We start from the raw sequence: 14,333 nt of genomic DNA, 5'->3' as shown, positions 1-14,333 counted from the left end.
TTGCTGGCGCGCAGCCTGGAATAATATAATTACTGACCTTGCTAAAACCATTATGCAGCTATTGCAAAATCGTAACAGAAAAAGGCCTATAAGCTGAATACGACGAAGTATTTCAGCTAAAAAATTACAATTATCACATCCTAACAGAGCAATACTGTGTAAAATTTCAATACATTGGCACCCTCGTTCTCCCTTTCCACAACCAAATCATTTCATTTCACATGAAAAAAACCTTTTACGCAGTTGCCTTGGCCTGCCTGGGCCTCGGGTTAGCTTCTGAAGCGCAAGCGCAGAAATCGTTGAATTCGCGGCAGTGCGCCACCATGGAAGCCCTAGAAGCCCAACTGGCCGCCGACCCTTCGCTGGCTCAACGCATGGCGGCTATTGAAAACCAGACACGTACATTCGAGGCTAACCCTACCGCCAACCGGACCACTGCCGTTCTGGGTACTATCCCGGTAGTGGTGCACGTGCTGTATAGCAATACCAACGAAAATATTTCGGACGCTCAGATTGCCTCGCAAATAGCCGTGCTGAACGAGGACTTTCGCAAGCTCAATTCGGATGTCAGCAAAACGCCGGCGGCTTTTGCCGGCCTCGCAGCCGACGCTGGCCTACAGTTCGTGCTGGCCAAACGCGACCCAAATGGCAACGCTACCACCGGTATCGAGCGGAAATCGACTACCAAAACCACTTGGGGCACCGCTGATGCCATGAAGAGCACCAGCACCGGCGGCCTGAACGCCTGGCCCGCCAGCCAGTATCTGAATCTGTGGGTGTGCAACATTGGTGGCGGTATTCTGGGCTACGCGCAGTTTCCCGGGGGCGCGGCCAGCACCGATGGCGTAGTTATCGGGCCCAACTACTTTGGTCGTACCGGCTACCTGTCGGCGCCCTTCAACCTGGGCCGCACGGCAACTCACGAAGTAGGTCACTGGCTGAATCTGCGCCACATCTGGGGCGATGCCAACTGCGGCAACGACCTGGTGAGCGACACGCCTACTCAGCAGACCTCGAACAGCGGCTGCCCTGCGTTCCCGCGTCGCACCTGCGGCAACACGACCAACGGCGACATGTTCATGAACTACATGGATTACACCGATGACGCCTGCATGTACATGTTTTCCACAGGTCAATCGTCGCGCATGGGTGCGCTGTTCGCCTCCGGCGGGAGCCGCGCCTCGCTGCTAACCTCGCTCGGTGGCACGGCTCCCGGCGGCGGTGGCACCACGCCTCCCCCCGTTACCTACTGCTCGTCGAAAGGCACCAGCGTAGCCTACGAGTACATCGACTACGTGAAGCTGGGCACTATTGCCCGCACTTCAGGCGCTGATGCCGGCTACTACAACGGCACGGCTACCAGCACTTCGGTAGCGGCCGGCTCGTCGCAGACCATCAGCTACAGCGCCGGCTTTGCTGGCACGGCTTACTCGGAGTACTTCAAAGTCTACATCGACTACAACCAGAACGGCGTCTTCACCGATGCCGGTGAGCTGGTAGTAAACGCCGCGGCCAGCACCGCCACGACCACCCGTTCTTCGACCTTCACGGTGCCCACCACGGCTAAGTCGGGCGCTACCCGCATGCGGGTGGTGATGAGCGACGCTTCGGCCACGACCAGCTGCGGCTCTTACAGCTACGGCGAAACGGAAGACTACACCATCAACATCACGGGCGGTACCGCCCGCATGGAATCGACGGCCCGCCTGAGCGGTGGTGCTACCGAGTATTCGGTGTATCCGAACCCCGCCACCGACGTGCTGAACGTGGTAATCCCGTCGGATCGGGACGCGGCGGCCGTAGCGGTGAAAGTGTACGACGTACGCGGTGCCGAAATGAAGCAGGCGCAGTTTGCCAACGGCCAACTGAACGTGTCGCAGCTGGCCAAAGGCGTGTATATGCTCACCATCGCCGATGGTCAGCAGGTAACGCACCAGCGCTTCGTGAAGCAATAATCCAGCCCCGGGCAGCCGATATTCCTCACGCGCGGCTACCTGATGCTACTTTCCCGACAAGGCCCGCCGGCAACGGCGGGCCTTGTTTGTTTTGGCCCGGCCGAGCACCGTACTTTAATCTTCATAACCATTTCCGAAGGCCAACAGTAAAGAGGCCTGCCCACCCTTAGATCCGCACCGTATGAAAACCCTGTACCTGATGCGTCATGCCAAATCGAGCTGGAGTTTCGATGACCTGAGCGACCAGGAAAGACCCCTCAACGACCGGGGCCGCACCGACGCGCCCCGCATGGGGCAGGCCCTGGCCAAGCGCGGCATTCACCTCGATCTGCTGGTCAGCTCCCCGGCGGTGCGGGCCATGAGTACGGCGGCGCTGGTGGCCAAGGCAGTAGAATATCCGCACCAGCAGATTCAGGTGATTGAGGCTATTTACCGCGCCGAGGTGCCCGGCCTGGCGGAAATAGTCCGGCAGCTGCCCAACGGTGCCGACAGCGTGCTACTGGTAGGCCACAACCCCACTATCACGGACTTTGCCAACGTCATTTCGCCCAGCCCTTTGAATGAGCTGCCCACGGCGGCCATCGTGTGCGTGAAGTTCAACTGCGCCAGCTGGGCCGAAGCCGACCGTAGCAACGCCGAATTTTACTTTTACGACTACCCCCGCAATCAGCCGGAATAGTCACCGAATCAACCGGATTGCGTCACCAGAAAGCCGGCTCCTTAATTGTGTGGAGCCGCTCGCTCTGCTTTTCTCCCCGTATGGAATCAACCAAAAAAAGCGGTCCGCTGCTCCTGAACCGCGAGCTAAGCTGGCTCACCTTCAACCGCCGCGTGCTCCAGGAAGCCCAGAACGCCGATGTGCCGCTGCTGGAGCGCCTCAAGTTTCTGGCTATCTTCTCCTCCAACCTCGACGAGTACTTCAAGGTGCGCGTGGCCACGCTGCGGCGCCTGGTGAAGCTCAAGAAAAAAACCCGGGCCAAGCTGGGGGAAGACCCCGGCGAGCAATTGAAAAACCTACTGGATGAGGTAAAACGGCAGCAGCAGGAGTTCGGCGACACGTTTCGCAACGACATTCTGCCCGAGCTGCACCGCCAGCACATTCACCTCGTGGCCGAGCACGACCTGACGGCGCCCCAGCGCGAGTGGGTGCACCAGTATTTCCGGGAGAAAGTGCAGGATTTGCTGTCCCCGGTTATCCTGGACGACAACCTGCACCACTTGTTCCTGAAAGATCAGACCGTGTACCTCACGTTTCTGCTGACGCAGCCGGTGAAGGAGAAAAAGCGCCTGGAAGACGAGCGGGTGCTGGCCATGGAACTGCCCACCAAGCGCCACGGCGGCCGTTTCGTGGAGCTGCCCGCCGAGGGCGAAGAGCGCTACGTGATGTTTCTGGACGACGTTATTAGGTGCTGCGCGGCCGAGCTGTTTCCGAAGTACGAGAAGGTCGAGGTGCACGCCATCAAGATTTCGCGCGACGCCGAGCTCGACATTCAGGAAGAGGTATCGGGCAACCTGATGGCCAAGATCAAGAGCAGCCTGCAAAAGCGCGAAACCGGCTACCCGGCCCGCCTGCTCTACGACCCCACCATGCCCAAGGCCGTGCTCAAAGCCGTAATGCAGAAAACCGGCATCGGCAAGGACGAGCTGGTGGAAGGCAGCCGCTACCATAACTTCCGCGACTTTTTCGGCTTCCCCGACCTGGGCCTCGACCAGCTCAAGTACCAGGAGCAGCCCCCGCTGCCCCACCCCACGCTGCCCCGCACGGCCGGCAAAATGCTGGCCGCCATTGCCGAGCGCGACCATCTGCTGCACCTGCCCTACCAGTCGTTCGACTACGTGACGCGCTTTATCACGGAAGCCGCCGCCGACGCGCAGGTGACGAGCCTTAGCATCACGCTCTACCGGGTTTCGGCCAAAAGCGAAGTGGCCAAGGCCCTGCTCAAGGCGGTGAAGGCCGGCAAGCAGGTGACGGTGGTAGTCGAGCTCAAGGCGCGCTTCGATGAGGAATCGAACATGTACTGGGCCGAGAAGCTGCAGAAGGCCGGGGCCAACGTTATTTTCGGCATTCCGGATCTGAAGGTGCACAGCAAGCTGCTGCTCATTACGCGCACCGAAGACGAGCAGAACCGCTTCTACGCCTACTTCAGCACCGGCAATTTCAACGAAGTCACCAGCGGCATTTACGCCGACCACGGCCTGTTTACCGCCGATCCGCGCCTGACCCACGAAGCGGCCGAAGTGTTCCGCTACTTCCACGACCGGCAGCCCAAGTCCGGCTTCAAGCACCTGCTGGTGGCTCCGTTTGAGCTGCGCGAGCAGCTGAACGCGCTAGTAGACAAGGAAATCAAGCTGGCTAAAGCGGGCAAGGACGCCTACATCATCCTGAAGCTGAACGCGCTACAGGACGAGCGGATGATCCGGAAGCTCTACGAAGCCAGTGAGGCCGGCGTGCGGGTGGAGCTGCTCATCCGGGGCATTTCCTGCCTGGTGCCTCAGCTCGAGGGCCAGAGCACCAACATCCAGCAGCGCGGCATGGTCGATAGGTACCTGGAGCACGCCCGGGTGTACGTATTTGGCAACAACGGCCAGGAAAAGGTGTACGTGGCCTCCTCCGACTGGATGGCCCGTAACCTGGACCGCCGGGTGGAAGTGGCCTTCCCGATTTACAACGACGAGCTGCGGGCCGAGGTGCGCCACCTGCTGGATCTGCAGCGGCAGGACAACGTGAAGTCCCGGGACTACCACAACAACTTCCTGGGCCAAGACGACCCGTCGGCGCCGCAGATCCGGGCACAGTTCGAAACCTACGAGTACCTGCGCAAGCTGAGCCGCCGCCGCAAGGCCCCGGCGGCCAAGAAGTAAGCGTCGGCTACAACACGAAAAGGCCCGCTTCCCGTGAGGAAAGCGGGCCTTTTTGGCTCCGGACTTGCCAGGCTTTACTGCCGCTTCAGGAACTTGCGCGGGGGCACGATAAACAGCTCGACGCTGGCGTAGGGGGCGTTGGCCAGCTTGCTGTCGATGATTTTCTCCCGGTCGGAGTTGGTGCGGTCGAAGGCGTCGAAAGCGTAGTTGTAGCGGTAGCCGCCTTCCAGGCCAAACCAGAGGAAATCGTAGATTTCCCGCTCCCAGCGGGCCCGGAACTTGACTTCCGTTTCGCGCAGCTCCAGGGTACGCAGCACCGTTTTGCCCTGGTCGACCTGGCCGTTTTCCAGCTTGCGGACCAGCGGCGTGCGTTGCTTCACGATGTAGTTGAGGCCGTCGACGGAGTAGCCGGCAAAAAACAGGGACCGGGGCGAGGCGTTGTAGCGGGCCGTAACGCGGGCCGGAAACAGGGCCTCAATCCCCCAGTGCTTGTTGAACGTGCGGTTGTAGAGCAGGGCCGGGTAGGGACTGAAGCGGCCGAAAGTGTAGCCCAGCTGCACGCCCACGCCCCACGAAAACATGGGGCTGCGCTTCCAGCCGTACAGAAACTCCGACGACACCCGCAGGTAGTCGGATACGTTCAGCTCCGAGGACGTATAGTCGCCGCTCAGCTCGCCCTTCACCCGGAAGATGTACCAGTTCACCTCGTTGACGGGCCGGATAACGGCCAGCTGGGTGCCCAGGGTTTTCAGGCCCTTGTTTTCGATGTTGTCGTAGAGCTCGAAGCCGGTGGGCCGGTCCCGGAACTGAAACTCCTCCCGCTCATAGTTCACCCCCAGAATCAGCTTGAGGTGGGGGTGGTTCAGCATCGGAATGTAGCCTTTAATGATCAGGCGGGCATTTTTGGTGGCCTGGGTGTTGTAGTCAGCTAGGCCCACGCTCTGCCCGTTGGTGGCCACGTTGAAGCGCGGCACCCGCTCGTAATGGAAGATCAGACCTTTGCTGGGCCCCATGCCCACGACCGAGGGCGTGGCGAATTGCTGGGCATCGACGCCGGCGGCAGTTGTATCGGTGGCCGATGGGGCCGGCAGCGGATACACCGGCGTGGTGGGCGTTACCTGCGCCTGCGCGGCCAGGGCAAGGCCGCTGAAACCGGCGGAAAGCAGAAAGTGGCGAACGGGAATAGTAACCGGCAATACGGAGCGAGTCTTCATGAAGAGCAGTAAAAGCGCGAGGGTTTCGCGACGAAGGAACACCCGCTTCTAAACGTGTTTAAGTCGAAAAGGATAGGCCGAAAACCGCCCAGCCAGGATTCATTTCGGGACCCGGCAAAATGCCCCGTACCACTTGCCAAAAGCAAGCCGTACGGGGCACGATTGGGGCCGAAGCGGCGGGTGGTTAAAACAGGAAGTCGAAGCCGACGAACACCAGCTTTTCCTCCCCTACCGAGTAAGTAGCATTGATAACGGCTTGCTTGAGCACGTCGACCCAGACGCCGCCGCCAAACCCGGTGTGGAAGGCGTCGATGCCCGAGCGGGTGTCGTAGGCCGAGTACACGCGGCCCGCATCGGCCAGGCCCAGGATGCCGAACTTGCCGGGCACCAGGTAGGCGTTGAAGGAGAACAGCTGCAGGCGGGCTTCGGCGTTGGCATACACCGTGCTGCGGCCCGCGTAGCGCGTGCGGCGGTAGCCGCGCAGGTTGGTGGTGCCGCCCAGCGTGTTGGTCTGGTAGAAGCGGTAGTCGCCCCAGTTGCGGGCGGCCCCGATGCGCCCGGCCCAGGTGAGCTGGAAGGGGAAGTTGGGCGTGAGGTAGAAGCGGAACTCGGAGGTGATGCGGCCGAAGTTGAGCTGCTCGGCATTGAGCTGGTAGTTCTGCTGCACCTCGTTGTACCAGCGCAAACCGATGCGCGGGTTTTTGGGCGAACTGGCCGCGTCGATGTTCAGATAGGCCCGGCCACCCAGGTAGCGGTTCATGCCGAAGTCGGAGGAGCGGATGCCCACGGCGGCAGTACCTTCCCGGCCGTTGTTGCTCGGGTCGAGACCGGCCGCAATCTGGCTGCCGATGGGGTTGCGCTGCACCCGGAACTGGTCGTACTGCGGCCCGATGCCCACCTTCAGGAAGCTGAACACGTCGCGCTCCAGCACGGGGCTCACGTAGAGGCGCGAGAAGCGCACCCGGTAGGTGTCGTTGATGTCGCGGTTGCGGACTCGGTCGTCTGAGCCCAGCAGCTCGTTGCGGGTGTCGTTGCCTTCGCCAAAGAAGTTGTAGAGCAGCTGCGGGCCGTAGAGCTGGGCATTCACCAGCAGGTCGTAGCGGCCGATGACATCCACGAACTGCCCGTTGTAGCGCACGTTGTAGGCCTGCTGCGAGGGCGAGTAGTTGGCCGCCAGGGTCTGCTCGGTCGAGAAGGGCGCTTTGCGGAAGCTGTAGGTGCGGTAGGTTGCCCCGCCGCCGAAAAACAGCCGGTCGTCGACGTTGTAGCCAAAGTACAGGGCCGGACCGAAGTAGTTCAGGCTGTAGTCTTTGCGGTCGGTGCGCGGGTGGGTGTCGTACTGGCTGACCTCGGTGCCGGGCTGCAACCGCAGGCGGGCTTCCTTGCCCGCGTTGATGACGTTGCCGGTGTCGGCGTCGTAGATCTGGGTTTTGTGGCCCAGGCCGCCCACGCGGGAGTTGTCGGTAATCGAGTCCCGGTCGGTGCCGCCGATGATGCGCAGCAACGAGCCGCCCTTCGACTGGCCCGACACGTTGTAAATATCCCGGCCCGAGAAGCCGTAGAGGCGGATTTCCTTGGTTTCCTTGTCGAATGTCTTGTCGAACAGGGTTTTGGTCAGCTTGCCTTCCTTGTTGATCTTGGTGACCTTCACGTGGGTTTTGTCGCCTTCGAGGCGCTCCACTTCAAACTTCTCGCGCTTCGAGCTGCCTTTCACCTCCGCAATGGCGTTGAGCGTGCCGTAGTAGTCGGCGGCCAGCTGGGGCAGCAGGTCGCGGCGGCTCTTGAGCTTGGCAATGATTTCGGGGCCGTGCAGGTCGTAGATTTCCTTGGGCCACTGGCTGCGGAAGGCCTTTTCGATTTCGGCGTCGGTCAGGTCGGCCTTCATCTTCTCGGCCAGCTTCACCCAGTCTTCCTTGGTCACCGAGGCCAGAAACACCCGGTCGTTGGCCAGGGCCGTCAGGTTGAGGCCCTTGTAGTCGGCGTAGTCGTAGCCGAAGTTCTGGAAGTTGCGGATGGCCCACTTGCGCGACGCCAGGTAAGGCAGCAGCCCGTCGCCCTTGAAGAAGGCAATGTCGCGGTCTTCGGGCACGGCCGTGAACTTCCGGTCCCCGTCCTTGTCCTTGGTTTCGGCCCAGCGCCACTGGTCCTCGTGCCGGTCCCAGTCGCCAATCCACATGTCGAAGAGGCGGGAGCGGGCAAAGGCTTTTTCGTTGACGCGGTTGTCGTTGTCGTCGATCAGCCGCTCCATCACCTTGTCGGTGCCCACCAGGTTTTCGGCGTTGCCCAGCGAGGCCACGTTGCTCTGGTCGTCCTTGGCGTCTTCCTCAATCATGGCCGGCGTGTTCGAAAACCGCTCGTAGTACTGGCCCAGCAGCGGGTCCTGGGGAATAAAGACCGGCTGCGGGTTGGTATGCAGAATGCCGGCCGTGGTGCCCAGCACGGCCACCGGGAAGGCGCCAAACGGGTGCTGGGCCGAAATCTGGTCCTGCAGAATATCCTTGGCCGCGCCTTCGCGCAGGGCCTCGGGCAGTACCGCGGCGGGGTCCTTGTTCAGGCCGCGCAGGGTGTAGTTGCGGCCTTCCTCGTTGCGCACCTTCAGCGAGGCCGTCTGCTTGCCGCCCCCGATTTTGTAGGGCTCCAGGCCACCCCGCTCCGTGGCCATGTCGAGCACCGGAAAGGTGACGGGCGTGGCCCACTCCTTGCGGTAATGCTCGCCGAACAGGAAGCGGTGAAACTTGCCCCGCTCGTCGTAGTTCTTGTTCACGGCCATCGTCACGGTGCTGTCCCGGAAGTTGGGCCGCTTCACGTTCTTCACTTCCTGAATCTGGGCTACCACCTTGGTTTCCTTGGCGTAGAGCGGGGTGCGGAACACCAGCCGGCCACTTTCGCCCTTGTCGTTGGGAATCCAGAACTCGGTCCAGACCTCGCCGTTGTCGTAGTAATTGACGCGCGACCAGCCTTTTTCCTTGTCCGAGAACATGGCGTCGCCGCTCTTGCCGGGGCGCACGTGCTGGGTTTTGCAGCCCGAGCCGCTCACGATTTCGTGCGTCGAGCCTATCTTGAAATACTGCAGGTTGTGCTCGTGGCCGGCGGCGTAGATGACGTTGGGGTACTTGTCGAAAATCTCCATCAGCCCCTTCTTGTAGGCCTGGTACTGCGGATGGGGAATATCCTGGCTGACCCCGCCGTACTTACGGGCAAACGGATACACCGAGCCGATGATGGGCAGGGGCAGAAACGCGTACTTATAGACGATGGAAAGCGGAAAGAAATGGTCGGCCAGGGTGAAGTAGCCCCCGTGAATACCATCCGAAAACAGCGGGTGGTGGGCAATGACCATGATGTTGCGGTTCTGATTCCGCTGAATGATGTCTTCGAGCTGGGTGAAGAAGTCGGTTTCGTTGGCTACGCCGCAGCCGCTGTTGCCGCCGTAGGGCCGCTCGCCGTTGGTTTGCAGAAACCACTGCGAGTTGATGGCAATCATCAGAATGTCGTCCTGCAGGCGCACCTCAAACGGGCCGGGGCAAGCATCGCGCGGGATGAAAAAGTCGCCGGTGAAGGGAAAGGCCGCCGAGTCGCTGGTCAGGTAATTTTCCACGAACAGCTGCTCGCGATTTACCTGGTCGACGCCGCCGGTCTGGCCCTGCTTCCAGTCGTGGTTGCCCGGAATCATGTACTTCTCGCCGGCGTAGCCGCGCAGGGTTTCGAGCTGCCCGATCATGCGCTCCTCCGACACCTTGCGGTCGTAGGCGCCCTCGCGGGGCATGCCGTACTCGTACACGTTGTCGCCCAGGAAAATGGTGGTGCTTTTAGAGCCGGCCTTCACGATCTGCTGGTGCAAAAAGTTCAGCGACGGTTCGCCCCCGTCGGCTTTCGCGACGGGCTTGCCCACGTCGCCGATCAGGAAGATGGAGTAACGAATGCGGCTGCTGTCGGGCGGGGTTTTGCTTTCCCAGTTTTCCGCGCCGTGGTTATAATTGGGCCGGGTTGGGTGAGGCGTTTGAGATTTTTGGGCAAAAGCAGTGGTCATACTGCTTAGTGCAAGCAGGAAACAACCCAGCAGAAAAGGTCTTCTCATATAGAAGCAATGAACGTAAAAGCAGCGCGGGAGGTGTAGAAAAGGGCTTGGGCCCCGGCCAAAAAGGTCGTAAACTGTAGCATACGGCACCGCGCATCGGGCGTTGACGGCTGCTGCGCTGCCCTACGCAATCTTTCCGGCTACGGTTGGGCTCGGGCCGGGCAAAAACTTCGCTCTGCGATTCGCGTTCTAGGCGAATACGGGGTGCATCCAGCCGGCTGCCCGCCCCCAACTACTTCCGCCACATGGAAACTACTGAGACGCTAAAACCGGCTAAAGCCGAAATTCTGAAAAAAGCCAAGGCCTACATCACGACGCTGTTCGAGGAAAAGCTGCCCAAGCCGCTGGTGTACCACTCCTTCAAGCACACGGCCAGCACCGTGAAAGAGGCCAAAGCCCTGGGCGAGGCCACCGAGCTAAGCGGCGAAGACCAAGAGGCCCTGGTACTGGCGGCCTGGTTTCACGACGCGGGCTACACCGAGGTCTACGACGGCCACGAATACCGCAGCATGGCCCTGGCCGAGCAGTGGCTGCAAAGCCAAGGCTACCCCGCCGACCGGATTGCCCTGATAAAAGACATCATCAAGGCCACACACCGCGACGAAACGGCCAAAACCGAGCTGCAGCAGCTGATGGTGGACGCCGACCTGAGCAGCATGGGCCGCGAGGATTTCTTTGCCAACGGCGAGCTGCTGCGGGCCGAGTGGGAAACCGTGCTGGGCCGCAGCTACGACAGCGTGGAGTGGGCCGAAACCCAGCTCGACTACCTGCTCTCCTCCAAGTTCATGACCGACGCAGCCAAGGACCGGTACAAGGAGCAGTTCAAGGAAAACATCAAGGACCAGCGCAAGCTGCTGAAGAAGACCGAGAAGAAAAAGAAGAAGCGGGAGCAGGAAGAGCAGGGCAACTTCGCCGAGGGCAAGCGGGGCGTCGAAACGATGTTCCGGACCACCTACAGCAACCACATCAAGCTCTCGGACATGGCCGACAAGAAGGCCAGCATGATGATCAGCCTCAACGCGGTGATTATGTCGGTTATTATTACCTACCTCGGGGCCAAAACCACGGCCATCGGGCCGGCCTTCACCCGCAACCCCATCCTGACGGTGCCGATGGGCATTCTGCTGGCTACGGCTCTGGGCTCGGTGGTATCGGCCATCCTGTCGGCCCAGCCCGACGTGACCAGCTTTAAGTGGCTCAAGAAAAGTCCGCAGGTGGCTACCAACCGCCGCGTAAACCTGCTCTTCTTCGGCAACTTCACCAAGCTCAGCCTCGACGATTTCCAGAGCGGCATGACGGGCCTGATGCGCAACAAAGACAACCTCTACACCAACATGGTGACGGACATTTATTACCTGGGCGAGGTGCTGGCCCGCAAGTACCGGCTGCTGCGCATCAGCTACACCATCTTCATGGTCGGCCTGATTCTGACGGCCTTGTCCTTCGGCATCGTGCTGCTCTACAAGTCGTAGGCTTCGCAGTCAAGCTTCATAAAAAAGCCCCGTCACTGTTCTGGCGGGGCTTTTTTGTGCTGGCACTTACGAAGCATCGGCCTGGCCATGCACCTGGCGCCGGCGGTGCATTCGCTCGCAGAGGCGGGCTAGCTGCGCTATCGACCGGCCCATGAAGCGGCGCATGCGCTGCAATTGCCCAAACCGGATCAGGGGGCGGGCGCTGGCAATGTAGCCGTAGCGAAACTCCAGCGTCACGAGGCAGGAACGGTCGTCGACGGCCTCGATAAAGCAGAACAGGAAGGAATTGGGAAACAGCCGGAACAGCGAGATTTTCTCGACGTACTCAATCCGGTCGGCATCCTCGAAGCGCTGCACGGTCTGGAAGTCAATCTGCCCGCGGTTCAGGTTGACTTTGTAGCTGGTGCCCAGGCGGCCGGCCTTGGTCAGGTCGTACGTCACCTCGCTCACGCCGGGCATCCAGTGGGCGCGCAGCCGGAAGTTGCTGAGCACGCGCAGGGCATAAGCCGCCGGTACGCGCACGGTGCTCATCACCTTTAGGGCGTTGCCATCGGCCCCGCGGTGGGCGCCGTTGCCGGTACCCTCCTCGTTGAGCAGCCGCCGCAGCGGCGACAGGTAGGCGTAGCGGTAGCAGATTTCGCCCAGAAAATCGTAGAGGCAGGTGCCCCGCAGCAGGCGCGTCCAGGAAAAGCTGCGGGCTACGTCGGCCGCCGGCTGGGTTTCCAGGTAGCCATCGGAGAGCAGGACGTACTCGTTGCCGGTCACGTTGTTTTTCAGCAGCCGGTGCACCACAATAACGTCGCGCCCCATCAGCTTGGTAAACTGCCGGATCTGAGCCACGCTAACCTTGCCAAAGTGCACGATAATCTTAATCGTCAAATCGTGGCTGCGCAGGGCCGCGCTCAGCTCCGAATCCAGGTCGCGCTCCATCAGACGCAGGTAGTTCTGAAAGTCCAGGAAGATGCGCCGGCACTGAGTCACAACTTCCTGCACCGAGGGCGGCGGCCCGAGGCGGTAAAACAGAATGGCGTCACCCTGAATTTCGCTGACTTCCATGCTGAGCGTGTTGGCTTCCACCAGAATTTCGAGCAGATCGGCAATGAGCTGCGGGGCCAGCACGCTGCCCGACTCCTGGATAAAGCGCGTGAAGCCGCTGATATCGGGGATGAACAGCAGTGCGGGCACCATACCATCGTCGGCGGCCGTGGCGGCAGTCACCGGTCGTTTGCCGGCGGCCCGGCGGGCCGTGCGTAGGTCGTCCAATACACCCATAGATACAAACCAGAAAGAAATCAGCAAGCCTTTATAGCCGCCTATACGCAAGGCGAAGAGAAGCAGGTTTGGGTCGTAGGTTGCTTTCCCGTTACCTTTGCCCGGAAACCTGTGCCGGCTGCGTAGTTCAACGGATAGAATAGGCGTTTCCTAAACGCTTGATATGGGTTCGATTCCCGTCGCGGCTACTCCCCTCGCCTGCTTACGTTCCGTAAGCAGGTTTTTTTTGCTCGGGAGCTATGCTTGCCCAAGAGCACCAAGCGTCACGATCTTACTTTTAAAGAGCGGAAACCCAAGTTCAGCGGGCCCAGATCGGTTTCCAACGACTAGCCCGCCAGCGCAGCAACTTCCTTGTTTCAACCCAGTATACAGGGAGCTACTCTTGGTTAAGGCGTTTTGCCCGCGCGAAGCCTTGCGCGCTGGCCCGGTACTTTTTGCCAAGGGTAACCCCTTATTCTGTCTCTGTTCCGCTTAACGTTTATTCGTATTGCTTTAATGCTACCAGTCGGTGAAAATGTGTTAGTGCAGCGGCTATACGCGCGGGACGAGTCGGCTATGACTATGTTTTATGACAACTATGGCCACATTCTCTACAACGTTATCCTGCGCATCGTCCGCTCCGAGTCCCTGGCGGAAGACACCTTGCAGGAAAGCATGGTAAAAATCTGGTCTTCATTCGCCTCCTACGATGCCAACCGCGGGCGGCTGTTTACCTGGGCCCTGAACATCTGCCGCAACGCGGCCATCGACTGCATCCGGACCCGGCACTACCACGAGGGCCAGAAAACCCAATCCCTGGAAAAAAGCACTGCCTGCTACGAAATGGCGGCTTCCGGCTTCCAGCCCGAGCACGTAGGCCTGCGCGAACTAGTCATGCGCCTCAAGCCGAACGACCGTAAAATCATTGACTTGTTGTACTTCGGGGGGTTCACTCAGGCCGAGGTAGCCGATGAGCTCCAAGTTCCGCTGGGCACCGTCAAGACGCGGGCCCGCGCCGCCATGCACGCCCTGGCCAAAGCAGCCCGGTAGCATTCTGTAGGCCGGGGCAAAACTGTATTTTTACAATCCGTGAATTTTCGCTTATCCTTTCTGGATCAGCGGCTCACGCCTGCCTTTTCCGGTTGGCAGGGCCGAATATTCACTTCTTACCACTTCTACGATTTCGGCAGCTCGGGCGGGCGCGCAAGCGGAACGGTGTCCATTTTATAAATATTACAATAGTACTATTAAAACTGGTTTTATTTCCGCAGATTTGCTGCCCGCTCCCCCCAGAGCGTATCTACGCCGCCCTTTTCTACTACCTATTGCTCTGATTCGTGCTATACGCGCTCCGGCCCGTGCAGCCTCCTTATAACCCGCATGGTGCCTGAGCAGCAAGTGGGTTTTATTCCTTTTGCTTGCCTACCCGATACCGGGCTTCTATTAAGAGCCCTACCCGCTTTGTCATCTTACACGCGCCACCCTTCCTGGCTTATCATGC

Annotated in this window: 8 protein-coding genes and 1 tRNA gene; 6 read left to right on the top strand and 3 right to left on the bottom strand. The window is 60.2% G+C overall.

The window, feature by feature from the left end:
• The first annotated feature begins 323 nt into the window (after positions 1 to 323).
• The 3 genes from E5K00_RS15540 to ppk1 all read left to right on the top strand — a co-directional run bounded on the left by E5K00_RS15540 (position 324) and on the right by ppk1 (position 4,817).
• Positions 324 to 1,955 (top strand): GEVED domain-containing protein, encoded by a 1,632-nt coding sequence (locus E5K00_RS15540; protein ID WP_245328311.1) that lies wholly within the window; start codon positions 324 to 326, stop codon positions 1,953 to 1,955.
• 181 nt (positions 1,956 to 2,136) lie between these two features.
• Positions 2,137 to 2,634, top strand: a complete 498-nt coding sequence (locus tag E5K00_RS15535) for a SixA phosphatase family protein (RefSeq protein WP_135464230.1) — start codon at positions 2,137 to 2,139, stop codon at positions 2,632 to 2,634.
• A gap of 80 nt (positions 2,635 to 2,714) precedes the next feature.
• Positions 2,715 to 4,817, top strand: coding sequence for a polyphosphate kinase 1 (gene ppk1 / locus E5K00_RS15530; RefSeq protein WP_135464229.1), 2,103 nt, complete (start codon positions 2,715 to 2,717; stop codon positions 4,815 to 4,817).
• A gap of 74 nt (positions 4,818 to 4,891) precedes the next feature.
• Here the strand turns inward: ppk1 and E5K00_RS15525 are convergent, their stop codons facing one another.
• A complete protein-coding gene (locus E5K00_RS15525) occupies positions 4,892 to 6,031 on the bottom strand; it encodes a DUF6268 family outer membrane beta-barrel protein (RefSeq protein ID WP_135464228.1) in 1,140 nt (379 codons plus the stop codon).
• A 184-nt stretch (positions 6,032 to 6,215) separates the two neighbouring features.
• On the bottom strand, positions 6,216 to 10,061 hold the full coding sequence (locus E5K00_RS15520; protein ID WP_245328310.1) for a metallophosphoesterase: 3,846 nt from the start codon (positions 10,059 to 10,061) through the stop codon (positions 6,216 to 6,218).
• Positions 10,062 to 10,354: 293 nt separating this feature from the next.
• On the opposite strand from E5K00_RS15520, the gene E5K00_RS15515 reads away from it, so the two are divergent.
• The gene (locus E5K00_RS15515) at positions 10,355 to 11,581 is read left to right on the top strand and encodes a Pycsar system effector family protein (RefSeq protein ID WP_135464226.1); all 1,227 of its coding nucleotides are present in this window, start codon (positions 10,355 to 10,357) and stop codon (positions 11,579 to 11,581) included.
• 66 nt (positions 11,582 to 11,647) lie between these two features.
• Here E5K00_RS15515 and E5K00_RS15510 read toward each other — a convergent pair whose 3' ends face one another.
• On the bottom strand, positions 11,648 to 12,853 hold the full coding sequence (locus tag E5K00_RS15510; RefSeq protein WP_135464225.1) for a DUF2652 domain-containing protein: 1,206 nt from the start codon (positions 12,851 to 12,853) through the stop codon (positions 11,648 to 11,650).
• Between the two features lie 116 nt (positions 12,854 to 12,969).
• Here E5K00_RS15510 and E5K00_RS15505 point away from each other — a divergent pair.
• A tRNA-Arg gene (locus tag E5K00_RS15505) sits at positions 12,970 to 13,041 on the top strand.
• Positions 13,042 to 13,408: 367 nt separating this feature from the next.
• On the top strand, positions 13,409 to 13,882 hold the full coding sequence (locus tag E5K00_RS15500; protein ID WP_245328309.1) for an RNA polymerase sigma factor: 474 nt from the start codon (positions 13,409 to 13,411) through the stop codon (positions 13,880 to 13,882).
• Positions 13,883 to 14,333: the final 451 nt, after the last annotated feature.

It is taken from the genome of Hymenobacter aquaticus (assembly GCF_004765605.1).
GTDB lineage: Bacteria > Bacteroidota > Bacteroidia > Cytophagales > Hymenobacteraceae > Hymenobacter > Hymenobacter aquaticus.
Note: the sequence above shows the minus strand (reverse complement) of the source record. Positions and strands in the feature narration are given on the sequence as shown.